The 24,385-nt window shown below is 69.9% G+C and carries 31 protein-coding genes and 1 pseudogene; 22 read left to right on the forward strand and 10 right to left on the reverse strand.

Annotated elements, in window-relative coordinates; translation table 11 throughout:
* Positions 1 to 69: 69 nt before the first annotated feature.
* Entirely contained in the window at positions 70 to 468 is a 399-nt protein-coding gene (locus tag RMT89_RS11565; RefSeq protein ID WP_315883705.1) for a hypothetical protein, read from the reverse strand.
* Between the two features lie 416 nt (positions 469 to 884).
* Here RMT89_RS11565 and RMT89_RS11570 point away from each other — a divergent pair, with 416 nt between their 5' ends.
* The 4 genes from RMT89_RS11570 to RMT89_RS11585 are packed head-to-tail and all read left to right on the forward strand — an operon-like array spanning position 885 to position 3,163.
* Entirely contained in the window at positions 885 to 1,901 is a 1,017-nt protein-coding gene (locus RMT89_RS11570; RefSeq protein ID WP_007491766.1) for a cytochrome c biogenesis CcdA family protein, read from the forward strand.
* Positions 1,891 to 2,577, forward strand: a complete 687-nt coding sequence (locus tag RMT89_RS11575; protein ID WP_007491768.1) for a peroxiredoxin — start codon at positions 1,891 to 1,893, stop codon at positions 2,575 to 2,577. The genes RMT89_RS11570 and RMT89_RS11575 overlap by 11 nt, the downstream gene beginning before the upstream one ends.
* A complete protein-coding gene (locus RMT89_RS11580) occupies positions 2,574 to 2,831 on the forward strand; it encodes a glutaredoxin family protein (protein ID WP_007491770.1) in 258 nt (85 codons plus the stop codon). Before RMT89_RS11575 ends, RMT89_RS11580 begins: the two co-directional genes overlap by 4 nt.
* 59 nt (positions 2,832 to 2,890) lie before the next feature.
* The gene (locus RMT89_RS11585) at positions 2,891 to 3,163 is read left to right on the forward strand and encodes a hypothetical protein (protein WP_007491772.1); all 273 of its coding nucleotides are present in this window, start codon (positions 2,891 to 2,893) and stop codon (positions 3,161 to 3,163) included.
* A 103-nt stretch (positions 3,164 to 3,266) separates the two neighbouring features.
* Here the strand turns inward: RMT89_RS11585 and RMT89_RS45920 are convergent, their stop codons facing one another.
* From RMT89_RS45920 to RMT89_RS11600, 3 genes are all read right to left on the reverse strand, one after another.
* Complete coding sequence (locus RMT89_RS45920) at positions 3,267 to 3,515, reverse strand: transposase family protein (RefSeq protein ID WP_139063522.1); 249 nt, start codon at positions 3,513 to 3,515, stop codon at positions 3,267 to 3,269.
* A gap of 67 nt (positions 3,516 to 3,582) precedes the next feature.
* On the reverse strand, positions 3,583 to 4,203 hold the full coding sequence (locus tag RMT89_RS11595; RefSeq protein ID WP_007491776.1) for a DUF305 domain-containing protein: 621 nt from the start codon (positions 4,201 to 4,203) through the stop codon (positions 3,583 to 3,585).
* An 81-nt stretch (positions 4,204 to 4,284) separates the two neighbouring features.
* A complete protein-coding gene (locus tag RMT89_RS11600; RefSeq protein WP_244313286.1) occupies positions 4,285 to 4,701 on the reverse strand; it encodes a DUF6153 family protein in 417 nt (138 codons plus the stop codon).
* 128 nt (positions 4,702 to 4,829) lie between these two features.
* Between RMT89_RS11600 and RMT89_RS11605 the strand changes: the two genes are divergently transcribed.
* The 8 genes from RMT89_RS11605 (at position 4,830) to RMT89_RS11640 (ending at position 9,766) form a co-directional block, all read left to right on the forward strand.
* Positions 4,830 to 5,051, forward strand: coding sequence for a heavy-metal-associated domain-containing protein (locus tag RMT89_RS11605; protein WP_007491779.1), 222 nt, complete (start codon positions 4,830 to 4,832; stop codon positions 5,049 to 5,051).
* 83 nt (positions 5,052 to 5,134) lie between these two features.
* Positions 5,135 to 5,509, forward strand: a complete 375-nt coding sequence (locus RMT89_RS11610) for a BlaI/MecI/CopY family transcriptional regulator (protein ID WP_043728141.1) — start codon at positions 5,135 to 5,137, stop codon at positions 5,507 to 5,509.
* A complete protein-coding gene (locus RMT89_RS11615; RefSeq protein ID WP_007491781.1) occupies positions 5,506 to 6,417 on the forward strand; it encodes a M56 family metallopeptidase in 912 nt (303 codons plus the stop codon). Before RMT89_RS11610 ends, RMT89_RS11615 begins: the two co-directional genes overlap by 4 nt.
* A 180-nt stretch (positions 6,418 to 6,597) precedes the next feature.
* On the forward strand, positions 6,598 to 7,623 hold the full coding sequence (locus RMT89_RS11620; protein ID WP_043728143.1) for a C40 family peptidase: 1,026 nt from the start codon (positions 6,598 to 6,600) through the stop codon (positions 7,621 to 7,623).
* Between the two features lie 32 nt (positions 7,624 to 7,655).
* Positions 7,656 to 8,525: a F510_1955 family glycosylhydrolase gene (locus RMT89_RS11625; RefSeq protein WP_007491783.1), complete on the forward strand. Its 870-nt coding sequence runs from the start codon at positions 7,656 to 7,658 to the stop codon at positions 8,523 to 8,525.
* A gap of 54 nt (positions 8,526 to 8,579) precedes the next feature.
* Positions 8,580 to 8,711, forward strand: a complete 132-nt coding sequence (locus tag RMT89_RS11630) for a hypothetical protein (RefSeq protein ID WP_007491784.1) — start codon at positions 8,580 to 8,582, stop codon at positions 8,709 to 8,711.
* Positions 8,712 to 8,759: 48 nt separating this feature from the next.
* The gene (locus RMT89_RS11635; RefSeq protein ID WP_007491785.1) at positions 8,760 to 9,035 is read left to right on the forward strand and encodes a hypothetical protein; all 276 of its coding nucleotides are present in this window, start codon (positions 8,760 to 8,762) and stop codon (positions 9,033 to 9,035) included.
* Between the two features lie 125 nt (positions 9,036 to 9,160).
* Positions 9,161 to 9,766, forward strand: coding sequence for a hypothetical protein (locus RMT89_RS11640; RefSeq protein WP_315883706.1), 606 nt, complete (start codon positions 9,161 to 9,163; stop codon positions 9,764 to 9,766).
* Between the two features lie 51 nt (positions 9,767 to 9,817).
* On the opposite strand, the gene RMT89_RS11645 is transcribed toward RMT89_RS11640, so the two are convergent.
* Positions 9,818 to 10,084: a hypothetical protein gene (locus tag RMT89_RS11645; RefSeq protein ID WP_007491787.1), complete on the reverse strand. Its 267-nt coding sequence runs from the start codon at positions 10,082 to 10,084 to the stop codon at positions 9,818 to 9,820.
* Positions 10,085 to 10,660: 576 nt separating this feature from the next.
* Between RMT89_RS11645 and RMT89_RS11650 the strand changes: the two genes are divergently transcribed.
* From RMT89_RS11650 to RMT89_RS45925, 4 genes and pseudogenes are all read left to right on the forward strand, one after another.
* A complete protein-coding gene (locus tag RMT89_RS11650) occupies positions 10,661 to 11,311 on the forward strand; it encodes a TetR/AcrR family transcriptional regulator (RefSeq protein WP_007491788.1) in 651 nt (216 codons plus the stop codon).
* Between the two features lie 144 nt (positions 11,312 to 11,455).
* Positions 11,456 to 12,580, forward strand: a complete 1,125-nt coding sequence (locus tag RMT89_RS11655) for a HoxN/HupN/NixA family nickel/cobalt transporter (RefSeq protein ID WP_050814999.1) — start codon at positions 11,456 to 11,458, stop codon at positions 12,578 to 12,580.
* A 122-nt stretch (positions 12,581 to 12,702) separates the two neighbouring features.
* On the forward strand, positions 12,703 to 13,383 hold the full coding sequence (locus RMT89_RS11660) for a DUF305 domain-containing protein (RefSeq protein WP_078508434.1): 681 nt from the start codon (positions 12,703 to 12,705) through the stop codon (positions 13,381 to 13,383).
* 287 nt (positions 13,384 to 13,670) lie between these two features.
* A pseudogene (locus RMT89_RS45925) lies at positions 13,671 to 13,967 on the forward strand (class F sortase); the annotation flags it as partial.
* A gap of 47 nt (positions 13,968 to 14,014) precedes the next feature.
* Here RMT89_RS45925 and RMT89_RS11665 read toward each other — a convergent pair.
* Both RMT89_RS11665 and RMT89_RS11670 read right to left on the reverse strand, forming a co-directional pair.
* Positions 14,015 to 14,785, reverse strand: a complete 771-nt coding sequence (locus RMT89_RS11665) for a methyltransferase domain-containing protein (protein WP_043728145.1) — start codon at positions 14,783 to 14,785, stop codon at positions 14,015 to 14,017.
* 185 nt (positions 14,786 to 14,970) lie between these two features.
* Positions 14,971 to 16,140, reverse strand: coding sequence for a peptidoglycan bridge formation glycyltransferase FemA/FemB family protein (locus RMT89_RS11670; protein WP_007491793.1), 1,170 nt, complete (start codon positions 16,138 to 16,140; stop codon positions 14,971 to 14,973).
* A gap of 143 nt (positions 16,141 to 16,283) precedes the next feature.
* Here RMT89_RS11670 and murJ point away from each other — a divergent pair, with 143 nt between their 5' ends.
* Genes murJ through RMT89_RS11685 form a run of 3 tightly spaced genes read left to right on the forward strand, consistent with a single transcriptional unit; the run spans position 16,284 to position 19,394 of the window.
* The gene (gene murJ, locus RMT89_RS11675; RefSeq protein WP_007491794.1) at positions 16,284 to 17,975 is read left to right on the forward strand and encodes a murein biosynthesis integral membrane protein MurJ; all 1,692 of its coding nucleotides are present in this window, start codon (positions 16,284 to 16,286) and stop codon (positions 17,973 to 17,975) included.
* Positions 17,972 to 18,547, forward strand: coding sequence for a SigE family RNA polymerase sigma factor (locus RMT89_RS11680; RefSeq protein WP_007491795.1), 576 nt, complete (start codon positions 17,972 to 17,974; stop codon positions 18,545 to 18,547). The genes murJ and RMT89_RS11680 overlap by 4 nt, the downstream gene beginning before the upstream one ends.
* The gene (locus RMT89_RS11685) at positions 18,540 to 19,394 is read left to right on the forward strand and encodes a hypothetical protein (protein ID WP_007491797.1); all 855 of its coding nucleotides are present in this window, start codon (positions 18,540 to 18,542) and stop codon (positions 19,392 to 19,394) included. The genes RMT89_RS11680 and RMT89_RS11685 overlap by 8 nt, the downstream gene beginning before the upstream one ends.
* 208 nt (positions 19,395 to 19,602) lie before the next feature.
* Here RMT89_RS11685 and RMT89_RS11690 read toward each other — a convergent pair whose 3' ends face one another.
* Both RMT89_RS11690 and RMT89_RS11695 read right to left on the reverse strand, forming a co-directional pair.
* Positions 19,603 to 20,235, reverse strand: a complete 633-nt coding sequence (locus RMT89_RS11690; RefSeq protein WP_007491799.1) for a DUF2218 domain-containing protein — start codon at positions 20,233 to 20,235, stop codon at positions 19,603 to 19,605.
* Positions 20,236 to 20,262: 27 nt separating this feature from the next.
* Positions 20,263 to 20,895: a class I SAM-dependent methyltransferase gene (locus tag RMT89_RS11695; protein WP_007491800.1), complete on the reverse strand. Its 633-nt coding sequence runs from the start codon at positions 20,893 to 20,895 to the stop codon at positions 20,263 to 20,265.
* Positions 20,896 to 21,123: 228 nt separating this feature from the next.
* Here RMT89_RS11695 and RMT89_RS11700 point away from each other — a divergent pair, with 228 nt between their 5' ends.
* The 3 genes from RMT89_RS11700 to RMT89_RS11710 all read left to right on the forward strand — a co-directional run bounded on the left by RMT89_RS11700 (position 21,124) and on the right by RMT89_RS11710 (position 23,358).
* The gene (locus RMT89_RS11700) at positions 21,124 to 21,387 is read left to right on the forward strand and encodes a hypothetical protein (RefSeq protein WP_315883707.1); all 264 of its coding nucleotides are present in this window, start codon (positions 21,124 to 21,126) and stop codon (positions 21,385 to 21,387) included.
* A gap of 103 nt (positions 21,388 to 21,490) precedes the next feature.
* The gene (locus RMT89_RS11705; protein WP_007491802.1) at positions 21,491 to 21,967 is read left to right on the forward strand and encodes a hypothetical protein; all 477 of its coding nucleotides are present in this window, start codon (positions 21,491 to 21,493) and stop codon (positions 21,965 to 21,967) included.
* A 143-nt stretch (positions 21,968 to 22,110) separates the two neighbouring features.
* Positions 22,111 to 23,358 carry a DUF4158 domain-containing protein gene (locus RMT89_RS11710; protein ID WP_007491803.1) on the forward strand — a complete coding sequence of 416 codons (1,248 nt, stop codon included), beginning with the start codon at positions 22,111 to 22,113 and terminating at the stop codon, positions 23,356 to 23,358.
* 155 nt (positions 23,359 to 23,513) lie between these two features.
* Here the strand turns inward: RMT89_RS11710 and RMT89_RS11715 are convergent, their stop codons facing one another.
* A complete protein-coding gene (locus RMT89_RS11715; RefSeq protein ID WP_244313287.1) occupies positions 23,514 to 23,960 on the reverse strand; it encodes a hypothetical protein in 447 nt (148 codons plus the stop codon).
* Positions 23,961 to 24,385: the final 425 nt, after the last annotated feature.

Consider the following 24,385-nt stretch of genomic DNA (forward strand, 5'->3'; position numbering starts at 1 on the left):
CGCGGGCGTGCCGAATCGGACGTGGCTGGCGGGGCGTCCGCGGGACGGGAGTCCGCGGACGGGGTGCCGTCACGTCCGGCACACGCACAAGCGGTGCAGGTCAGGAGGGGGCGGCTCGGCAGGCGGCGGCACTCCGGAACGGGGCACCCCCGGCCGCAGGAACATGTCCGCTTCCGCCTCACCGGCATGGGCCGGGGCGGCAGCCGCATGGTGGGAGGGGCCGACCGAAGGCAGGGTGCAGACGGTCTGCGTCGACGGGCAGTTCCCGTCCATGCTGGTCGCTTCGGCTGCCGTTGCCGCTGTCGTCCGCCCGGCCGACTGCCCGGGTCCGACGGATTGCTGCATCGACTGCGTCTGGCCGGGCATCGCCATGGCCGGCCGTGCGACGCCGGTCACACAGAACGCGAGCGCGCCGACCAGCACAAACCACGCCCACAGGCGGAGCGGGAACGGCGCACGCAACATCACGAACGGCATCGTAGCGGCACCCACCGAGTGGAGATCACGCCGCCCTGCGGCAGGCACACCGATGACGAGCGGTGCCCAGAGTACGTACACGGCGGGCCCGAAACCGCCTGGCGTCCCGCATGTGCGTCACGAGGGCACCGGGCCTGTGAGTATCGGCCGCCGTCAGGTCGGCGGTGTGACGGGTATCCGGCGCACGCGGCGGGCAGCAGGCCGAGACGACGGTGATCGTGCCTGTGGGCGAACGCGATGGCGGGCGGGCACAGAGCGCGCACATGACGGCTTCATCGGTCCTTCACACCGCCTGCCTAGCGTGGCAGCGACCCGGCCGGTGCGGCGGACAAGCGCGGACAGGCACGGTTGAGACAGATGGGTGATCGCTGAGGGCGCAGCCTGGCGGTCCTCCGGAAAGGTGATGGATGAGCGAGCTGCTCTTCGGTACGACGCTGCTGGCGTCCTTCTTCGGCGGGGTGGTGGCGCTGCTCGCGCCGTGCTGCATCTCGGTGATGCTGCCGGCCTACTTCGCCACCGGATTCCGCTCCCGCGGCCGCGTCGTCGCGGGAACGCTGACGTTCGGCGCCGGGGTGGCCACCGTGATCGTGCCGATCGGGCTCGGGGCCGCCGCGCTGTCCGCCGCGCTCCAGCGGTACCACCTGTGGGTCTACCTGGCCGGCGGCACGCTGATGCTGGCCGGCGGCCTGGCGGTGCTCGCCGGATGGAAGCCGAAACTGCCGATGCCCTCCGGACGCTCCCCCCAGGGGGGCGGCTTCGGCGCCGCCTACGGGCTCGGGGCGTTCTCCGGCATCGCCAGCGCCTGCTGCGCGCCGGTGCTCGCCGGGGTCGCCGTGCTGTCCGGGGCCACCGCCTCGTTCCCCGCCGCCCTGGGTGTCGGGCTCGTCTACGTGCTGGGCATGGTCGCGCCCCTGGTGGTGATCGCCCTGGCCTGGGAGCGCGGCCACCGCGGTCCCGCCAGGGTCCTGCAGGGCCGCACGGTACGGCTGCGGGCCGGCTCCTGGCAGCGGAGTCTGCCACTGGGTGACCTGCTCGCTGGGATTCTGCTGATCGCCATGGGCGTACTGACCGCCGTCCTGGCGCTCAGTGGACCGTCGATGCCCAACTCCGGCTGGCGGGTCACCTTCGCCGCCGACCTGCAGCACGCCGCATCGGCGGCCACCCGTGCCTTGGGCTGGCTGCCCGGCTGGGCCGTGGCCGCTGTCGCCGCGGCGGCCCTGTTCCTGCTGATCCGCCGTGCCCGCCGCTCCCGCGCCGAGTCGGCCGATCCGGATCCCGCACCCTTGCCCGCGGTGCCCGAGTGCGGCGGATCCGCATCTGGGGACTGCGCCGCGCCGGCGGTGACCGCTTCCGACGAGCCCGTGGCTGTCACCACCCCCGCAGACCGCACCATGACTTTGGAGGGCCCCGCCGATGGGCGCTGACACCAAACCCGGAACCAAGGCCGCGCGCCACGCGCGCCTGGCGGCCGAACGCGAGAGCGAGCGGCAGCGGCAGCACCGCCGTCGGCGCCTGCGTAACAGCGCGGTCATCACCGCGATCCTCATCGCCGTCGTCGCCGGCCTGTACGCGGTGTTCAACAAGTCCGAGCAGCCGTCGGCCACGGGCTACGAGGTCGGCAGCCCCGGGATCGGCCAGACCGCGCCCGGGTTCTCGCTGGCCTCCAGCGGCGGCGGGAACGCCAGCCTGGCCGCCTTGAAGGGCAAGACCGTACTCCTGTACTTCCAGGAGGGCCTGACCTGCCAGCCGTGCTGGGACCAGATCCGCGACCTGGAGAAGTCCTCCGCCAAGGTCAAGGACGCCGGCATCGACCAGATCGTCTCGGTCACCACCGACCCGGCGAACCTGGTCGCCCGCAAGGTCAAGGACGAGGCCCTGAAGACCCCGGTACTCTCCGACCCGGACCTGAAGGTCTCCAAGGCCTACCAGACCAACGAGTACGGCATGATGGGCACCTCCCGCAACGGCCACAGCTTCGTCCTCGTCGGCCCCGACGGCACCATCCAGTGGCGGGCGGACTACGGCGGCGCCCCCAAGTACACGATGTACGTCAAGGTCGACAAGATCCTCGCCGACCTCGAGGCCGGGCGGCAGGCATGAGCGCCCGGCACATCACGCTCCTCACCCAGGCCGACTGCGCGCTGTGCGAGCACGCCAAGACCGTCCTGGCCAAGGTCGGCGCCGACCATGAGCTGGCCGTCACCGAGATCGACCTGGCAGATGAGGAGGGCCGGCGGCTCGGCGCCGAGGCGGGTGTCCTCTTCGCCCCCGGCATTTTCCTCGACGGCCGCCCCTTCTCCTACGGACGGCTCTCCGAACGCCGCCTGCGCCGGGCCCTGAAAGCCGCGCCCTGACGCCCGTCCACCCCTCCCCTGCGCCCCTGAAACATCAAGGAAGTCAAGGAAGCCGAACAATGAGCGAACTGGTCAAACTACTGCCCCTCCTCGCCTGCCCGGTGGGTATGGGCGCCATGATGTGGTTCATGACGCGGTCCGGCCGCAAGACCACCGGCGCCCCTTCCACCGATCCCAACACCGCAGCCTCCGGCGCCGATCCGCGCGAGCGGGAACTGGCAGCGCTGCGCAAGCAGGTCGACGACCTCAGGCAGCACATGGGCGACGATGCCAAGGCCCCCGACCAGGCGCACACTGAGCCCTTCTCGGCAACGTCTCGTGACGGTTCGTGATCTTCGGTCAGGTGGTGCGGCCGTGCTCCATCTGGAGCGGGACGAGGGCTGCTCGGGCGTTCCCGGTGATGCTGCCGGGGTCGGGGCTGACCCGGCGCAGGACCTAGAAGGTGACCTTGAGCAGGGCGTTGGCGCGCTCGGCGACACCGTGGATGCCGCGGATCACCCTGTTGAACGTCTGCTGCCCGGTGGCGAGTTCGCCGCCTTGCGGCCTCTTGACCGGGTGGCGGAAGCCGTCATCGGCGGCACCCTCGCCGACCGGCTCAATGATGGTGAGCCGCCCGCCACCCGGTAGGACCAACCGCCCGGAAAGGCGGGGCACTTCGTCGGCCACAAACAGTTCGCCAGGCATCCGGACGGCACAAGAACGGTGGGCCGACGGGATCACGTCCTGTCGGCCCACCGTACTTGGCGATACGTCAGCTCTCGCCGAGCATCTTCTTCATCTGCTCGATCTCGGCGGTCTGGGCCGTGATCACGTCGTCCGCGAGCTTCACGGCGGGACCGTACTTACCGTCGGCCTTCTGGGTCTTGGCCATCTTGATGGCGCCCTCGTGGTGCTTGACCATCATCTCGAGGAACATCTTGTCGAACTCGGCGCCGGAGGCCTTCTCCAGCATGTCCATGTCCTCCATGCCCATCATGCCGGGCGTGGAGGACGACATGTCCATTCCGGACATGTCCTGCGGCACTTCCTCGCCCCACGAGGTGAGCCAGCCGGACATCGTCTCGATCTCCGGGTCCTGCGCCCCCTTGATCTTCGTGGCGAGGTCCTTCACCTCCTGCGAGGAGGCGCGGTCGGCGGCCAGTTCGGCCATGTCGACGGCCTGACGGTGGTGCTGGATCATCTCCTCGGCGAAGGAGACGTCCTGGTCGTTGTGGTCGCCGGCCTTGGCCGACGCGGTCGCGGAGGGGCTGGAGTCGGACCCCATGGAGGACATGTCGTGTCCGCCGCCGCCACAGGCGGAGAGTACGAGAGCGGCTGCACCCGCCGTGACGGCGATGGCGGTACGACGGACGAGCTTGCGGTGTGCGGTCATGGATGAACTCCTGAATGCGGATCTGTGAAGGGCATACCGACGCACGGCACCGCCTGGGCATGCGGTGACGCGCGGGCCGCTCTAGATCCGCAGGATTTGGAGTTCGGAGAGCGAGGGCGGGGCGCGACCGCCGTCGGGATCGCTGTCGGCCGCGGAGGCACGCATCTCCCCCGGCTCAGCACACGCCACCGCGTCGGGCAGTAGTACCGGCACCAGCGACGGAGCCCCTGCGACCGACGCGGAGGCGCAGGTCGGATCCGCGTGGTCCGTCCGGCCCGTACATCCGCCTTCGCCGTGATCGCATCCGCCCGGCATCGACGCCATGACGTCCGTCTGCGCGACCACCGCCATCCGCTCGCGCCCGGATGACGCGGCGGCGACCCCCGGCATCGGCCCGAGGCCGTGCATGCCGAGCAGGCCCAGCAGCAGAGCGCACACGAGCAGCCCGCAGGACCGCACGGTCGAGTGCGGTCGCGTGAGCTGTCCGAGGCGGGTCACGACCTCATCGTAGGCATGGATCACCAGCCGCTCGCGTCCCGGGCGCCGCCGAAGCAGACAAGGCAGACAAGGCAGACAAGGCAAAGCGGTACCGGCCCAGGGTATGACCACCCTTGAGAGGAGGAACCGTGCCCGACGTACTGACGCTCGAATACCGCGTGTCCGGCATGACATGCGGCCACTGCGAGAACGCCGTGAAACAGGAGGTCTCGGCGCCGAAAGCCGTCGTCCACATGCAGGTCGACGCCCGCACGGGCCGCGGCACCGTGCCATGCACCACCCCGCTCGACGATCCCCGGGCGCGAGAGGCGATCGACGAGGCGGGCTACGAACTCACCAGCCGAGTATGAGGTTCCGCCTTCGCCCCGAAAACCTGCCCGAACGGCCGTCTACTATGGTCTTGCGTATTCGGTGGCGAAGGGAAGTCAGGGCCATGCGTCGGCTGGGGGATCTTGAAGCGGAAATCATGGATCGTCTCTGGACGTGGAACCGTCCGGCGACGGTGCGCGAGATAGTGGATGACATCAACAAGACCCGCCCCGTCGCGTACACCACGGTGATGACGGTCACCAACATCCTGTACACCAAGGGCTGGCTGCTGCGCGGCAAGCATGGCCGGGCCTGGCTGTACACACCGGTGCGCAGCCGCGAGGCGTACGCCGCCGCACTCATGGAGGACGGCTTGGGAGAGAGCAAGGACCGCCCGGCCGCGCTGGTCGCCTTCGTCGAGAACATGGACGAGGAAGAGATCGCCGCCTTGCGCAAAGCCCTGCGGAACGTGAGCCGGCAGGCGAAGGAAGTGCAGTGAACGCGGCCCCCGCCCTGGCCGGCTACACGGCAGTGGTGGGCTTCGCGGCCCCACGCCTGCTCCTGCGCGCCGCCTGGCCGCACCGGGCCCCGGCCCTGGCGGCCGCGGTGTGGCACGCCCTGGCGGTCTCGTTCTCGATCGCGGCCGCGCTCACCGCGTACAGCCTGGCCGTGCCCGCCGAGCACCTGCACGCGGGCCTGGTGGGCCTGCTGCACACCTGCGGACTGAACGTGGGCACGGGACAGCCCGACCCCGACACGGCAGACCGTCTGGCCGTCGGCGTCCCCGCCGCCATCGGAATCGCCCTGGTCGCGAGCTTCGCCTTCCACGTCGTACGAGCCCGTCGCGCGAGGACACAGCACCGGGAAGCGGTCGATCTGGTGGGCCGCCACTCGGCCCACCTGTGCGCCACCGTCCTGCCGTACGACACTCCCGCCGCCTACTGCCTGCCCGGTCGCCGTCCACGGATCGTGATCAGCGACGCGGCCGTGCGCCGGCTGACGCCCGAGCAGCTCGGCTCCGTACTGGAGCACGAGCAGGCCCACATCGCGGGCCGCCACCACCTGGTCCTGGCCGCCGCGGAGACCTTCCACTCGGTCTTCCGGTGGGTGCCGTTGGCCCGCCATGCCCGGGAGCAGACGGCACTGCTGCTGGAGATGATCGCGGACGACCGCGCCCTGCGCAGCCACTCCCACGAGGCGCTGGCCACCGCGATGTACGAGATGGCCGCGGCCCGCACCCCGAAGGGCGCGCTGGCGGCGGGCGGCCAGAGCGTACTGATCCGCCTGAACCGGGTCCTCGGTCCGCGCAAGGCACCTCACCCCGCCCTGTGGGGTTCCGTCGCCGCCGCGGCCGCGGCGGTCCCGCTGCTGCCGCTGCTGGTCGCCTGCCCGCCCGGCCTCGGCTGACCGTTCCCGGACGATCCCTGTCGGCTGTTCCGGGTGAGGCCTGTGTGACTCGGACTGGCTTGCGATACCCAATACGAAGCTACTAAGTTCAAACCACTTGACTGACCGACGCCGCTGCGCCGGTCCGACGGTCACAGGCCGTCGCTCCGTACACAGACCGCACAGAGGAGTCAGCCCACGATGGGAACGCACCGTCGGCCGAAGCCGCCCAGCCGTGCCCGGATAGCCACGCTCGGCATGGCGGCGGGCGCGGTCAGCCTCCTGCCGACGCAGAGCCAGGCGGCGCCCAAGCCCACGGTGGACGAGGTGCGCAAGCAGGTGGAGCAGCTCTACGAGGAGGCCGAGGCTCCGACCGAGGAGTACAACGCCGTCCGCGAGGAGCAGAAGAAGCTCCAGGGTGAGGTGGACAGCGCACAGGACCGGCTGGCTCGCAAGCAGCAGGAGATCAACGAACTGCGCGAGAAGATAGGCCCGTTGGCGGCGGCGCAGTACCGCAGCGGCGGCATCGACCCGAGCGTGCAGCTCTTCCTGTCCGGCGACCCGGACGACTACCTCGACCGGGCCGAGATGCTCGGCCGTACGAGCGACCGGCAGGCCGAGGCCCTGCGGGCCATGCAGAGCATGCAGCGCGAGATCGCGCAGGAACGCGCGACCGCCGCTCAGCAGCTGAAGGCCCTGGAGGAGACGCGCGCCAAGGCCGCCGAGAAGAAGGAGGAGGTCCAGGCCAAGCTCACCAAGGCCCGCAAGCTCCTCAACAGCATGACCGCCGCCCAGCGCGCGAGGATGGAAGCCGACCAGGAGCGCGAGGACGCCACCGCGGGCGTCAGCGACTCCGCCTCCACGTACAACGGCCCGGCAAGCGGCCGCGCCAAGGCCGCACTCGATTTCGCGTACGCACAGCTCGGCAAACCCTACGAGTGGGGCTCCACCGGGCCCGACTCCTACGACTGTTCGGGACTGACCGGCGCTGCCTGGCGCGCGGCGGGCGTCTCGCTGCCACGCACCGTCAAGCAGCAGTACGACGCCGGCCGCAAGGTCGCCAAGTCCGATCTGCAGCCCGGCGACATCATCTACTGGTACAACGACAACCAGCACAACGGCATGTACGTCGGGAACGGCAAGGCCATCCACGCGCCGCGCACCGGCAAGAACGTCGAGATCGCCCCCCTCGACAGCATGCCGTTCTTCGCCGCGAGCAGGCCCTGAGCACCACCATCCGCGCCACCCGAGGAAGTTCCGTGACCGCACGCCCGGCCAGGCGCACCCTGCTCGCCGCAGCGGGGGCCGTACTCGCTTCTCTGGTCCTCGCCGCCTGCTCGGGCGGGACGTCCGACACGGACGAGTCGTCCGAGACGTCGGGATCGTCGGATGCCCTTTCCCACGTGCACGGGCTCGGCATCGACCCGGCCGACGGCCGCGTGTACGTCGCGACGCACGACGGTGTCCACACGGTCGCCAAGGGACAAAAGCCGAAGCTCGTCGGCGACCGCAAGGACGACTTCATGGGCTTCACCGTGACCGGCACGAACACCTTCATCGCCAGCGGACACGGCGCCCCGGGCAGCGACCGCCCGGGCAACGTCGGCCTGATCGACACCAAGGACGCGGGGCAGACGTGGACCTCCCGGTCCTTGTCGGGTGAGGCCGACTTCCATTCCCTCGACTCGGCCGAGGGCACTGTGTACGGATACGAGGGCGGCCGGATCCGGGTCAGCGACGACCTCAAGCGCTGGGACGACCGGGCGACGCTGGAGGCCCTCGACATCGCCGTGAGCCCCGCGGGGGACACGTTGCTGGCCACCACCGCCGAGGGTGTCGTCACCAGCACCGACGGCGGCCGTACCTTCGACAAGGGCTCGGGGCAGGTCCAGGCGTTCCTGTCCTGGCCTTCGGAGAAGTCCCTCTTCGGCATCGACACGTCCGGAATACTGAGCAGCAGCGCGAACAGCGGCAAGACGTGGAAGCAGCTCACGACCGTGCCCGGCGGACAGCCCCAGGCCCTGACCGCCGTCAACTCCGACCACGTCCTCGCCGCGACACAGACCGGCGTGTACGAGTCACGCGACGGCGGCAAGACCTTCACCCGACTCGCGCCCCTGGCTTCCTGAGTCGTTGCTCCACTCCGCGACGAAACGCGAAGTCCGGTGCCACAACGCTCTGTTGTGACGATCTCTCCCTCTTCCTCCGCTTCGTCCGCCGTGATCGGCCTCGGCCACGAGGCCGTCGGCGCCCTCATCCGCCGGTGGCGGGACGACCCCGGAAGCACCTACCGCACATGGTTCCTGCGGGAGTAGCGCACGAAGAACTTCCGCTCCACCCGGAAGGCGGCCGCGGCCTTCGAGGTGGAGCACACCACCTCCATCCACTCCGGCATCGTGCGCATGCTCGACCTGGCGCTCAGCGGCGACCCGGACGCCGCGCACGGCATGTACCCGGTCGCGCCGGACGCGCGCGAGGAGGAGGTCCGGGCCCAGATCCGGCGCCCCGCCTTCAGCCGGGTCGCGGACCTGAGGGTGCGGTACCTGCCCTACGGCGAGCTCCAGGCCAGCCGGGAGGCGATCATGCGGTTCGGCAGGGGGCTGCATCCCATCGAGGCCCTGGCGCGCGACCTGAGCTGAGCAGGCATGGGGGCGCCTCGCCCATGCGAGCGCCGCTGATGGTCAAGACTCCATCATGTGACACCAGGGCTGAGCGGACCGGAGCCACCCGACGTACTAAGGGAGTAAGTAGACAGTGACTCCCGATGAAGGGAAACTCCGTGATCCGGCAACGCATCGTCCTCGCCACGGCCGCAGCACTCGCATCGACACTCCTGCTGACGGCCTGCGGATCCTCGACGGACGACGCCTCCAGGAATAGCCCCGGCAACGCCGCGTCGGCCGGGTCGGATCCCGCGACGTCCGCACCGGCGGACAGCGGCGACTCCGGCAGCGAGGACATGGCCACGACCACCATGCTGATGACCAAGGACATGGGGAACGGCATGGGGAGCATGGTCACCGACGACAAGGGGATGACGCTCTACCGCTCCGACATGGACCGGTCGAGCCCGTCCATGTCGACGTGCACCGGCGGGTGCACAAAGACCTGGATGCCGGTCATGGCGCAGGACTCCGTACAGACGATGGGCGTGGAGAAGAGTCTGCTCGGCACCGTCGACCGCTCGGACGGCATGAAGCAGCTCACCCTCGGCGGCTGGCCGCTGTACCGGTACATGGGCGACACAAAGGTCGGACAGATCAACGGCCAGGCCAAGGACGACAAGTGGTTCGCCGTCACGCCCTCGGGCAAGAAGTCCACCATGGAGGGCATGGAGGGCATGGAGGGCATGGAGGGCATGCAGGGCTGAGACGAGTCGTGCAGCCGTGGGGCCGCCAGTGCACGGGGGGCCGGCGTATCGTCAGACGGCCGCTGGGTCCTCCCGGACGGCCGGCCGTTGCGGCGCCCGTGACCCGTGCTGCCTGCACCAGCCGTAACGGGTCACCCCCTTCGGCTTGTACACCGACAAGGTCACCGCCACGACCAGCACAAAGAGGGCCGCGGCGGCGTCGGCCAGCAACTCGACCCTCATCCCCACGACGTCACCGCTGGAAAGCGCCGCCCGGGCCGCAGCGTCGGCGACATGGCCGACCACCCGGATCTGCACCAGCAGCAGAACAGTCGCCACCCACGTTGATCAGCAGTTTGATGACAACCCAATAGTGACGGAACAGCCCCCATGCGGACCCCACAGCCTTGAACGAGTCCCGTGAGCAGCGAGGCGAAGCTCACAGGGACCAGTGCGAACCAGCCGGTCAGCTCCATCGCCAGGTACGCGCTGCGCACGGTCTGGGGATCCTGGACGGCCAGACCCGCGACAGCGAGGACGACGAACACGACGACAGCGCCGAGCCGGCCGACCGAGGAGGTGACGTGTGCGGCGAGGGTGAGCTTGCGGAGGCGGGGGTTCATGGCCATGGCGATCAGTGGCCGCCCATCCCACCGCCGATCGCGTGCATGAGTACGAACGCCACCAGCAGCGCGGCTCCGGCGACGATCCCGAACGCCTTCACCCAGCGGGGCTGCCCGGATGCGCCATGGGGCTTGCCCCATAGCCGGCGGCATCGGGGCTAGAGGGCGAGTCAGCCATATATGCCTCCTTGGGTGCTTGAGTGCGGGACGGTCGACACCTGTATTTTACGAGACACTCTGTCCACGATGTCATCCACGATGTATCGACATCGCCGCCGCGTACACTGATGCGGTGCCCAAGCTGTGGAACGAGACGATCGAGGCGCATCGCCGCGCGGTGCGCGACGCGATTTTGAGCACCACGGCGGAGCTGGCCGCCGAGCGCGGAGTGCGGTCGGTGACGATGTCGCAGATCGCCGAACAGGCCGGCATCGGCCGGGCCACGCTGTACAAGTACTTCCCGGACGTCGAAGCGATCCTGATCGCCTGGCATGACCGCCAGATCACCGAGCACCTGGGGCAGCTGGCGGAGGTCCGGGACCAGGCCGATGGGCCCGCCGACCAACTCGAGGCGGTTCTGAGGGCGTTCGCTCACATCTCGCGCCAGTCCCGCGGGCACCACGGCACCGAACTCGCGGCGTTGCTCCACCGGGACGAGCGGGTCGTCCGAGCGCAGCGGCAGCTCCACGACATGGTCCGGAACCTGCTGGCCGAGGGCGCGCAGACCGGCGCCTTCCGCGCCGATGTCACGCCCGACGAGCTGGCGACCTACTGCCTCCACGCCCTGACCGCCGCTGCCGCCCTACCCTCCGAGGCGGCGGCCGACCGTCTCGTCACGGTGACCCTGTCCGGGCTGCGCGACGGTCACTCCATGCCGGACGACCGGAGGCCGCCGAGCCGGCCCGAGCACCAAGGCCACCACGCAGGGCGCTCAACCCTCTGAGCTCGCCCACTTCCCCCGCGACTCCGCGTCAGCAGGGCAACAGCTGCCTTGAAGTTATTGCAATCCTTTTGCACCTAACTACTAATCTCCATAGAGAATGGGCTGCGACCTGACCTGAGCACGACCCGGATCAAGGACACCACCATGACCGTTGCGCCCCATCCCCGGCCCGGCCTCGTCCGGCGTATACGCGGAGCACTCACCCCCCGCGAATGGGCCCGGGCAGGCGGTCTGGCGGCCGTGATCCTCGCCCTGCATGTCATCGGTTGGGGCACGCTGCTGCTCGTCGTCGTCCCCCAGAACTTCGACCTGGGCGACCAGGGGGCATTCGGCATCGGCATCGGCGTCACCGCGTACGTGCTCGGCATGCGGCACGCCTTCGACGCCGACCACATCGCCGCGATCGACAACACCACCCGCAAGCTGATCTCCGACGGCCAGCGCCCGCTCTCCGTGGGCTTCTTCTTCTCCCTCGGGCACTCGACCGTCGTCTTCCTGCTCGCCCTGCTCTTCGCACTCGGCGTGCGCTCCCTCGCCGGACCGGTGCAGGACGACGACTCCGCGCTGCAGCAGACGCTCGGGCTCATCGGCACGTCGGTCTCCGGTGTCTTCCTCTACGTCATCGCGGCCTTCAACCTCGTCGCCCTGCTCGGGATCCTGAAGGTCTTCCGCCGGATGCGCACCGGCGGCCACACCGAGGCGGACCTGGAAGCGCAGCTCAGCAACGGCGGCGGGGTCATGACCCGGATCCTCGGCCGGGCGACCCGGGCCGTCGGCAAGCCCTGGCACATGTACCCGCTGGGCTTCCTCTTCGGCCTCGGCTTCGACACCGCCACCGAGGTCTCCCTCCTCTTCCTCGCGGCGGGCGCGGCCGGCGCCGGCATTCCCTGGTACGCGATCCTGTGCCTGCCGGTGCTGTTCGCGGCCGGGATGAGCCTGCTCGACACGATCGACGGCTCATTCATGAACTTCGCCTACTCCTGGGCCTTCTCCAACCCGGTCCGCAAGGTCTTCTACAACATCACCATCACCGGCCTGTCGGTCGCCGCCGCGCTCATCATCGGCACAGTCGAACTACTGTCGATCGCCGCCGAGAAGCTCTCCCTGCACGGCGCCTTCTGGGACTGGGTCGGCCGCATCGACCTCAACAGCGTCGGATACGCCGTCGTCCTGCTCTTCGTCGTCACCTGGGCCGCCGCGCTGCTCATCTGGCGATACGGCCGCATTGAGGAGAAATGGGCAGTCGCCCCGCAGTCCACGGCAGATTGACCCGCTGGGCGAGTGGGACACGCCGGGCGTACGGGTGAATCGCACGGCTCCGCGTCGGTTACTCGCTTTGCACGGAAGGCAGGTTCCGGCATCGTGCCACCGCCCGATCGATCGGAGTTTGCATGAACCGCCGGATAATATCCGCGAGCCGTGTGGGTGCGGCTCTGCTGATGGCCGCCGGACTCGCCCTTGCCGCAGCGCCCACTGCCGTCGCGGACGGCGACAGCGAGTTCAACGAAAAAGAGTTCCTCGCCATGACCATCGACCATCACTTTGGCGGCGTCCACATGGCCGAGATGTGTGTGCAGAAGACGACGCGGGCGGATCTCATGGGCCTCTGCTCGGAGATCAAGCACACGCAGTCCAAGGAGATCGCCGCGATGCGTTCGTGGCTGAAGGCCTGGTACAGCACCGATGAGACACCGAGCGTGCCGCACGAGAGCATGCCGATGATGCACGAACTTGAGGGTCTGTCGGGTCGGGCCTTCGACGTGAAACTCTCCCGCCACTTCGCCCAGCATCACCGCGAGTTCCTGCCCGAGGCGGACAAGTGCCGCAAGCACGCCAAGCACAGCGAGTTGCGCGACTTGTGCGACACGATGCACAAGACCCAGACGGAGGAGATCGGCAAGTTCGAGGCGGTCATCGCCGGTAAGCCGATCACCGTCGACACCGGCAACGGTGGCCTGGCGACCGCCGGCTCGCAAGGCGACGGCACCGGCGGAGCCGGGTGGCTGGCCGCCGGTGGTGCCGCCGCGGCACTGGGCACCGCCGCCCTGGGCCGGCGCCTGCGCCGCCAGTGACCGGCGGGCGCGCCGGGGCACACCCTGTGGGCGCTGGCCACACTGTCGCTCTGGGTTGCCGCATTGGCGGCCGCCAGCGTCCCGGCGCGCCCTGCCGTCACCGCTGGGGCGGCATCGCTCTTGCCGATGCCGCCCCAGCGGTCTACAGCCAACACGACCTCGGCGGCGGGCCGGGTGCCGGTACGCCTGGCTCTGCCCCGGGTGGGTCTGGATGCGGCGGTGGTGCCTGTCACGGCAGGGGCCGATCGGCGCCTGGCCGTGCCCGATGACGGCAAGGCGGCCGGCTGGTGGAAGGACACCGCCCCGCCGGCAGCCGACAGGGCAGCACCGTCATCGCCGGGCACCTCGACACCCCACGAGGGGCCGCCATCTTCGCACCCCTGACCCGGGTCAAGCCGGGTGACCGGGTCACGGTCACCACCGCGGCCGCCAGAGTGGGCTACCGGGTTCGGGCGGTCACCGTGCGCCGCGGCGCCGCACTGTCGGGCGAGTTCATCACCACTATCGGGCCGCCCCGGCTGGTGCTGGTCACCTGCACCGGGCCCTACCGCCAAGGCAGCGGCTACCGCGACCGCCTCTACGTCGACGCCACCCCGGCCCCGCCGATTGGCAAGCGGAAGCCTTCTGAGGGTCAAGCCCCCTTTCCGAAGACAAGCACCTCCGTGGAGGCGACGCCCATCGGCGCCAGGAAACTGGCCTCCAGGCTGCAGCCGAGAGTCGCGAAGAGGTCCACGCATGTCCGGCGAGGCATGGCGGCTGGGTAGGAGCCGTGCCCCGCGCCTCCCTGCGTGGCCCAGGCGCTGACCGTGGCCGGGTCCAGGCAGGTCTCTGTCATCACGTCGAAGACGATCCGACCACCGGGTCGTGTGACACGTGCCATCTCGAAGAAGTAGCGGGATGCGCAGAGGAAGGTCACGGTGTTGAAGACCTTGTGGGCCTGAACGAGGTCGATGCTGCCGCCGGGTGTGGGGGCGAGACTGCATCCTGCAGTCGGTTGGGCGACCACGCTGAATGTGTCCACCAGGTAGTCGGCCCAGGGCGCTGCCGTCTCGTAGATCTCGTAGCGGTCCGGTGAACACTCCTTCAGCGTCTTCTCCAGGTACCGTCCGGACCCGGGACCGATCTCCAGCACCGTGTTCGGGTTGGCAGCGAAGACGCCGAGAGCGCGTAGTTCATCGATGGTGGACTGGGTGGCGCCAGGCGTCCCGTTCATGACCTCGTCGATGTAGTCACCGACCGACACACCGGCCGCCCGTGCAGCCCGCACCGTTGCCTCGAACGGGATGAAGTCGTCGACGCCACCCAGGTTGTTGGTACTGCGCACGATGTCGAATCCAGCACGCCCCAAGAGCCGCTTGACCCCCGACTTCAATACTGACGTTCTCCTGCCTGCTGCCCTCATCAGGCATCCCCCCCCAGGTCATGTCCACCCTCGGTGTCAGCAGGCGCCCGACCGCCGGGCGCACCTCTTTTGCACCGCGCCCCCGGGCTCCCAATCACCCGTCGAGGAAGCGCCACCCTACTAAATTACTTAGCACTTCGGGCTACTGTTTCCCCATGACCGATCCGCGCGCCCGGGGGCTGCTCTCAGCGCCGTGCCAGATACCTCTGCATGGCACGGTGCAGGGTCTTGTTGACGGCGCCCTCGAGTGGCAGCTCCCATTCACCGAGCGTCTCGACGACCTGGCCTCCCGTGCCGAGCTTCCAGCGCATCAGGCCGAAAGACCGCTCCTGGGGATCGAGTACGTCGGGAACGCCCCGCATGTCGTACACCTGGGCGCCCAGCGTGTGCGCGTCGCGGAGCATCCGCCACTGCAGGGCGTTGCTCGGCCGCACCTCGCGGCGGTGGTCCGCGGACGCCCCCGTCTGGTACCAGGCCCGGCGCCCCGCCACGATCAGCGTGTGCGCGGCGAGCACCTCCCCGTCGTGCCACGCCAGGTACAGCCGCATGCGGCCAGGTGCCTCCGCGTTGAGCTCCCGGTACTGGCGCTGGAAGTACTCCAGCGAGCGTCCGAGCCGGAAACCGTCGCGCCGCTCGGTGAGCTGCAGCAGCCGGTAGAACTCCGGCAGATAGTCGGCTGTCCCGACGCAGGGCTCGACATCGGCCTTCGTCGCCTTCTTTATGTTGCGCCGCCACTCCTGGTTCAGCCCCGCCCACAGGTCGTCGAGGCCGCGGCCGGCGAGCGGCACCTCGACGAGGTAGCGGGGCTGCGCGTCGCCGGAGTTCCCCTCCTCGCCGCAGCGCTGCCATCCGGCCGCCCGCAGCCGGTCCGCGACGGCGGCGCCGACCGGGTCGACGAGGTCCGGCAGCACGTCGCCGACGCGGCGACCGGGACCGACCGCCTCCTTGAGGGCCGCGGCGTTCCAGCGGCGGTACGGCAGCGGCGGCCCCATCCGTACCGCGAAGGCGCCGGCCGACCGGAGATGGTCCAGCAGCGGCTGAAGCAGCTGCGGCAGCCGCGGGTCCGCCCAGTCCACCACCGGCCCTTCCGGCAGGTAGGCGAAGTGCCGGCGGGTTCCTGGCAGTGGCCGGTACAGCACCTGGGCCGCGCCGCACTGGCGTCCCGAGTCGTCGAACCATCCGAGCTGTTCAGCTTTCCAGCCGGTCTTCACCGCGGCCCAGGACGGGTACTGCAGGAAGCTCGCCTGTCCGGGGAGAGAGTCCAGATATCCCCGGTGCTGTTCGGCGGTCGTGGTGAGCACCTCGTAGCTGCGGGTGTGTGTGGCTTCGGACATCTGCGCCTCTGTCACGGCCATGTGGCGGGTCTCCTCGATCTGTTCCGTACTCCTCCGCCGGGAGGGCGGCGGGACAGACCCGCCTGTCTCTTGCACGCGTGGCGGCCCCAGCGTGTGGCGGGGAATTCCACCGAGCTGCTCAAGCGGCGGGGAGGACACGCGGCGTGACGGCTCAGGAGCAGGCGGAAGCCGCCACCGATCCGGTTCCGAAGTCCCGTGCGACGCCCCGGTTGCGCGGCGGGGCCGTGATGATGCTGGGCTCCCTGGCGTCACGGGCCACCGGGTTCGTCCGCGGCGCGGTCGTGGTCGCCGCACTGGGCACGGCGCTGCTCGGCGACGCCTACAACGTCGCCAACACGGTGCCGAACATCGTCTACATCCTGCTGATCGGCGGAGCGCTCAACTCGGTGTTCGTGCCGGAGCTGGTGCGCGCCGCCAAGGAGCACGCGGACGGCGGGGCCGCGTACACCGCCCAGCTCCTTACGCTCTGCCTGACCGCCCTGACCGCGATCACCACCGCAGCCGTTCTGGCCGCGCCGTGGATCGTCTCCGCGTACACCGACTACACGGGCCCCCAGCGCGACCTCACCGTCGCCCTCGCCCGCTACTGCCTGCCGCAGATCCTCTTCTACGGCGTGTTCACCGTGCTCGGCCAGGTCCTCAACGCCCGCGACCGGTTCGGGGCGATGATGTGGACTCCGGTGCTCAACAACGTCACCGTGATCGCGGTGTTCGGGCTCTACCTGGTGATCGCCCGTACCGCGAGCACGGCGGGCGAGGTCACGGACGGCCAGTTGCTCCTGCTCGGCCTGGGCAGCACGGCGGGCATCGCCGTCCAGGCGCTGGCACTGCTGCCGTCGCTGCGGGCGGCCGGGTTCAGGTGGCAGCCGCGGTTCGACTGGCGCGGCTCGGGCCTCGGGCGGCCGGTGCGGGCCGCCGCCTGGACCCTTCTGCTGGTCCTGGTGAACCAGGTCGCGTACTGGGTGGTGACCCGGCTGTCCACGTCCGCCGGGGTGCGGGCCGTCGCCGAGGGCGTCACGGAGGGCGTCGGTTACACCGCGTACAGCAGCGCCTATCAGCTGTGGGTGGTACCGCAGGGCATCATCACCGTCTCCCTGGTCACCGCACTGCTGCCCCGGATGAGCCGGGCCGCCACCGACGGCGACCTGGCGCAGGTGAGCGCCGGCCTCGCCCGGACCCTGCGTACGACAGCAGTGGCGATCGTGCCCGCCGTGTTCCTCTTCCTGACGCTTGCGCCTCAACTCGCCGGGCTCGCCTACCAGTACGGGCAGGTGAGCGACGCCGATGCCCGAGCGATCGGCTGGGTGCTGGCGGCGTTCGCACCCGGGCTGGCGGCCTTCTCCGCGCAGTACGTGCTCTCGCGCGGCTTCTACGCGCTCGGCGACACCCGTACGCCGTTCCTGCTGACCCTGGTCATCGCCGGCGTCAACGCGGGGCTGTCCGTGGCCTCGTACGTCCTGCTGCCCGCGCGCTGGGCGGTCACCGGCATCGCGGCCGCGTACGCGATCGCCTGTACGGCGGGCCTGTGCTGCACCGCGCTGGTCCTGCGCCGCAGGCTGGGCCATTCCCTGGAACGGGCGCTCGGCACCCACCTTCGCCTCGGCGTCGCCTGCCTGCCGGGCGCCGCCCTGGCGTACGCGGCAAGCGGCTGGTTCACGGAGCAACTGGGCGGCGGCCTCGCCGGAGACGCCTCCGGCCTGGTGGCCGGCGCCGCCGTCATCGGCCTGTCGGTCGTGGTGTTGGCGAGCCCGCTGCGCATCCCCGAGGTCGGTGAGCTCGTTGCGCCACTGACTCGCCGTTTCGGACCGCGTGGCCGTCGCAGGAGGGGGCGATGACGGACAGCCAGGATCAGGCATCGGACGCCCGCGGGGACTTCGAGCGCTTCTACGCCGAGAGCGTCAAGCGGCTCGTCACCGTCGTGTACGCCGTGACAGGCGACCTCGGTGAGGCGGAGGACGCGGTCCAGGAGGCGTACGCCAGGGCCTGGCCGCGGTGGGAGCAACTCGTCGAACAAGGGGATCCGACGCCGTGGGTGCGGACGGTCGCCCTGCGTCTGGCGGTCAGCACCTGGCGTCGGGCCCGCAACCGGCTCCGCGCCCACTTCCGGCACGGTCCACCGCCCGACCTGCCCGGCCTCGCACCCGACCACGTGGCCCTGGTCGCCGCGCTGCGGCACCTCAGCCCCGAACAGCGGCGCGCGGTGGTGCTGCATCACCTCCTGGACCTCCCGGTGGAGGAGGTCGCCCGCGAGACCGGGTCGACGAGCACGGCGGTACGCTCGCGACTCATGCGGGCCCGCCGCGTTCTCAGCAGCCAGCTCACCGACTCGCCGGAAACCTCGACGGCACGAACAGGTCGTACACCGACCGCCGCACAGCCCCGGCAGGAGGTCCTCCCCCATGAGTGACGAAACCCGCCGTCCCCCGCAGGACGACCTCGGCCCGCTGCTCCACAGCTTCGCCGACGAGGCCGAGCCCCTGATCACCGTCGGCGGAGGTGTCGCGGACGTGCACGAGCGGGTGCGCCACCACCGGACGCGTCGTCGGCTGGCGGTCACCACGACGGGCTGCGCCGCCTTGCTCTCGCTCGGTCTGTGGGGCCTGCCACCTCTGCTCGGCGGCGCGCCCGCCGACCGCCCCGAGCGGACCAGCCCCGGTCTCGTCTCGGCCGCCTCGATCCTGCCGTCACCGGACAGCGATGGCGGCCTCCCCCGCACGGATCTGCCGTCTCCCTCAGCCCTGCCCTGGGACGCCAGTCATGGCTGGCGCACTACAACCACAGGCGACGGCGCCACCACGCCGCTGCCCACCGGCGGGCCGGGCGACTGCGCACTGCGGTGGTTCGACGGGACCGGCGCCGAGGACCAGATCGCCCGTACCTACAGGGGGGACGGCGGCGCGACGGCACAGCACCGCATCGCGTCGTACGCGGACAACTCCGCCGCCCGGCACGCCGTCGGACAGCTGGCCGAAGCCCTCCACGGGTGCGGCTGGCACGAGATCCGAAGTCCCGGCGACCAGGACCACGGCTCGACGGCTCCGCTGCTCTACGAGTACGTCCTGGCCAACGGGGCGGGAGCCCCGCTGCGCGTCACGCTGGTCCAGTCCGACCACCGGGTCGCCGTGCTCGTACTCGCCACCCCGCAGGTCGCCGATCACGCACACGCCGACCCACGGACCGAGCGCTGCCTGGAGCAGACCGTGAACTCCGCGCTGCCGCACGCCCCTTCACCATCGGCCACGAGGCATTGCTGACCATGGCCCCAGGGCATGTGGGGCGTCACATCCTGGGGCCGTGTCCACCGAGCGCGAGAGCCGGCACCAACTCGTCGGCGAACTGACCGGGGCGGGTCACATGGCCGAAGTGCCCGCCCGGCAGCTCGATCACGTCCCGGCCGAGCCTGCGCCCCGGTGCGACGCTTCCTCGTGAGCGGGACAGCCGCCTGATTCCCGCCGTCGCGCATCACCGGGCGCGCCTGCGGCGGTGGTGGGCGACGAAGCCGCCCATCCCGATGACCTTCACCAGGACGACCGCCACGACGACGGCTCCGGCGCCCCAGCCCAGCCACTGCGACGCCGCCAGCACGGAGCCGCCCAGCACCAGATGTGCGACGCCCATCAGCGCCACGACTCCGACAACCGCCCTCACGGTCCACCGGCGGGTCATGCCGCCCGCATGACCGTGGTGCTCCTTCGCGTGCGGGGCGTCCGCCTGGTCGCCTGTGCCGGGGAGAGCGCCGGATACTTCGGGCTGTCGCCATGCCACCGTCAGGTTGTCGCGCCTGCCGATCTTCTCGACGCGTGCGGCGATGAGATCCCGCATCCGTTGCAGCTTCTCCTCGTTGGCGGCCTCGACATGCAGCACGAGTGCGTCCGGGGTGGCCTGCAGGGTCCACCGGCCCAGGCTCGTGCGGACGGTCCCGTCGGTGTCGGACCATTCGACGTGATGCACTGCGGGGTGCCTGCGCGTGTCAGCGCCGCCGTGAGCGTCCTGGCGATAGTGGGGGTGGCGTCCCATCTGCTGGGCGTGCCGGCAGAGCTGGTCGAGGTAGCGGCTCGCGCGTTCGGTCTCGACGCGGGCTTCCGCGGTCAGCATCGCGTTCCTTTCCGGCCGCTCACCGGTTCAGATCCTGGTGAGGGCGACGAGCCAGGCCCGGATGCCGTCCGGGTCGGTGGTGATGTCGATCGTGCTGGGTTCGACGGAGTCGATCCGCCATCCGTCGGCGAACGATGCCTCGACGTCAGATCGCGTGAGCTTGTGCACCCGTCCCCACTCGCCGGGCTGCCGGTCGCTGAAGCACAGCATGAAGTAACGGCCGCCCGGCGAGATCACGGCCCGCAGGCTGTCGACGTAGGCGGCGCGGACGTCACGGTCGAAGATGTGGAAGAGGCCGCAGTCGAGCACGGTGTCGAAGGTTTCCCGCAGCTCGGCCAGGGTCAGGGCGTCCCAGTGGAGGAACCGCGCCGTGCGGCCCCGTTCACGAGCCTTCTCCTCGGCAGCGTGCAGGGCCCGGGAGGCGAGGTCGACACCCGTGGCGTCCAGGCCGAGCCCGGCACACATGAGCACGTGCTCGCCGGTCCCGCAACCGACGTCCAACACCCGGCCCCGGATGGCACCCGCCTCGGCGAGAGCGAGGAATGCCGGCTGCGGCCTGCCGATGTCCCAGGGCGGCGGTTCGGCGTAGAGGTCGTCCGGCTCCGGCGGCTCCCCGGAGTCAGTGTGGAGGTGGTGGGGGTAGCGGAGTGAGTCGGCCATGCCGGAGTCCTTCCCGTCGCGTCCGGCGGTCCGGATCGCCGTCCGGACCTCATGACAGGACCAGCTTTATCGAGACACTCTGTCTATGTCAATTCACAATGTCTCTATAGTGGCGCGCCGTATGACTCCAAGAGCGCCGAACCCGGGGCACCCGGCGACAGGGCCGCATCGAGCGGGCGGCATCGGGGTCGAGAGTGCGGCCTCGTCCGGACTCGCTCTGATCACGCCGTGCTCACGGACCGGACGGCCACAGCCCTGCCGCGAGCCCGTACGCGGGCTCCGCAGCTGCCCCGTCTCGTGTGGCTCGCAATGCTGTTGTTCGGCCCGCTGTTCGCGCACGGACTGTACGGGGAGAGTGCCACCGGGCACCTCGCAGCGGGCGTCACCGCATCGCTTCCCGCACATGACGCGGAGTCCTCCGCCGATCAGGAGCACCGCCAGCACGAGGACGGCGAGTCCGAGGACTCCGCGCACAACAAAGGGTCCCGGTAGTTCTCGCGGAAAAAACAACGCTAAGCAGTGCGGGAGCCCCTGATCTGGGCTGATCTAGGGGAAACGGCGTGGTGGCCATGAGGGGATCGGTAGCGTCGCCGTCATGTTGAGTGCCGACGAGCCGCCGCTGAACGACCTGGGTGACGAGCAGATCCAAAAGCTCCTGGGCGAGATCGCTCCGAAGGTGAAGGAGCTGATGGAGGGGGTCACGCTCGCGATCGACTACTACAAGGAGGGCGGCTACGATCGCGAGACGTGGAATCGGCTCTGTGACGGGCTTGCGCACGAGGCGATGAACTTGATGATGGCGTTGTCCGCCCCGGCGCATCCGTATCTGGTCCGGGACTGCGAGCGGGCCGTGCGGGAGGCGGCGGGCATCACGCCGCGCGAGGGTGGAATGCGTGAGGCGCTTCAGCAGCAGGTGGCCAAGGGGCTGCTGATGTCCGTGCTCACCGTTGGCCGACAGACGATGGTCGAGCCCGAGGAGTGGCCGGATGAGCTGCCGGCCGCGGTGCTCGGCGCGGTACGCAGCTCGAAGCAGATCAAGGCCGACCCGACCATGGCGAACCTGCGCGATTGAGCCCCACCCTCAGCGCGGGCACCGCGGAGTAGCGCAACCCCCGTCCTGCTGACGCCAGTTCGGGGGTTTGCGTCTGCCTGCACCGTCCGGCCGGGTACCGGTGGTGCTCGTCTGTGCTGATGCGAGTGGGGTGGGAGGGTCCGATGGCCACGCGGGTGTTCTCGGATGAGGAGTTGGAGGGCTTACGGTCCTTTCCAGCGATCGGGCGGGACGAGCTGATCCGCTATTTCACCCTCCCCCCGGCCGACGAGGCGTTCCTGCGGAAGTTCCGCCGGTCCCAGAACGTGCTCGGCGCCGCCGTGCAGCTGTCTACCCTGCCCTGGCTGGGCTTCGTCCCCGACGACGTGCCCGCCGTGCCACCCGCGGCGGTCGGCCGCCTGGCCTGCCAGCTGGAGCTCGCTGCCGGTGATCTGGCGGGCTACGGCGAGCGGGAGCAGACCCGTACCGACCACCTGAAAGAGATCGCCGAGTATCTGGGCTGGAAGCAGCCGAAAGCCATCGAGCACAAAGAGCTCGACGAATTCCTGCTGGCCCGCGCCACGGAGCACGACTCCCCGAGTCTGCTGTTCCGCCTGGGCTGTGAGTACCTGCGCTCGGCGAAGGTGATCCGGCCCGGTGTGGTCGTGCTGCTGGAAAAGGTCGCCAGTGCCCGCACCGCTGCCGAGCAGGAAACCCACGCCCGGGTGGCGCACTTGCTGACTGGCGAGCGAGCCCGCGGTCTGGACAACCTGCTGGTCGTCGATCCGGCCCTGCGGTCCTCGCGGCTGCACTGGCTGGGCACCGGGCCGGTGCAGGCGTCGCCCACCAGCGTGGGCGGCAAGGTGGAGAAGCTGTTGTTCCTGCGCGGCCTGGACGCGCACACCCTCAACCTGTCCGCGCTGCCCGCCGAACGGCGCCGCCACCTCGCCCAGATCGGCAGGCGCCTCACCGCGCAGGCCCTGGAGCGCAGGGAGGCAAACCGGCGCCACCCGATCCTGCTCACGCTGCTGGCCCAGTCCGCCGTCGACGTCCTGGACTCCGTCGTGCAGCTCTTCGACCAGACCCTGTCGAGTTCGGAGTCGAGGGCGCGGATCAAGCTGCGCGACGAACTCGCCGAGCGGGCCAAGCTGTCGGAGGACCGGCTCACCCTGCTGGACGAGATCCTGCCCGTGCTCGCCGATGCCGGTATCCCGGACGAGGCGGTGGGGACGCTGCTGCGCGGCAAGATCGGCATGTCCCGGCTGATAGCCGCCAACGCCGGGGGCACCGTGCGGCTCCCGCTCGACCACGGGCACCTGCGCCTCCCTTCTTGGCCGACGGGAGGCGTGCCAACTGTGGGAGTCCGCGATCGCCGTTTCCGCCCCCGCCCCGGACATGCCGCGCCGACAGTGCGGTGCGCCGGGCGGCCTTGATTCCTCTGCGCGTGGTGTCGAACTGCCTGTCAAGAACGTGCGCGTCGCGCACGTCACCTGCGTGACTGAGCGAAGGAGGGTGCCGTGCGTGGGCCCGGCACCCTCTTACTTCGAGCGGGCTGGGGTTGCCCGATGGGAGTTGCTTCTTCTGCTTCTCAGTTACTGCTGCGGCAGTTGAGTTGGGCGTCGATCTGTGCGGCGGTTCTGGCACCGTCGCGGGTCCAGTACTGCCCGGGCTTCAACTTCGCTGCGGATACCGTGCGCAGTGTGAAGACATCATCCAGTCCGCCACCTGACGGGTCCACGTACCCCACAACGAGATTGCGGGGTATGGCGGACTGGGCCAGTTCTGGGGCATGGCGCTCAAATCCTTCGCCGGACCACAGCTTGACGACCCCGCTCCTGGCTGCTGCCGTCGTGGGGTTCGAGGCACACCACAGCACCTTCGGGTTCGCGCTCTTGTCGTCGTCGGCGTCCGTGACCTCCACGCGACGGATCACGTCGGTGGGGCAAAGGGCCATCTTCACGACGATCGACTTCCCGTCGACGCGTGCACCGAAGGCCGCGGGCACCGGGTCGGACAGGCGGTAGACGAAGTACATCCAGGCACCGACGGCCGCGAGAACGGCCAGGACACTGACCGACCCGACCACTACGAAGGGCCATACGGGTCGCCTTCGGGACTGGGTCAACGGATGCATTGGAGATACCGCCCGTTCCTGTATCCAGCGCGGCGCTCCCAAATGTTTCTACATGGGTTGATTCCCGCTCTGAGGTACATGGGGCCGAATCCCCATCCGTACCGCATCCACTGCCGCTTGTGTACGCGTTCGTGTCGCATCCTGCGCGGAGTGACAAAGCTGTTGTTCGAGGTGAAGTAGGTGGTGCCGAGGGTGGTTCCGCCGCGGGCGTGGAGGCCGTAGCCTCCGGTGCAGGCACGCATACCGTAGCGGTACCGGCATCGGTAGCCCAGGTAGCGGCTGCCGACGTACGCCATGCCGACCCCGACGATCCGCGCTTGCTGGCG

Origin of the sequence: Streptomyces sp. P17, from assembly GCF_032436805.1 — a bacterium.
Taxonomy (GTDB): Bacteria; Actinomycetota; Actinomycetes; order Streptomycetales; family Streptomycetaceae; genus Streptomyces.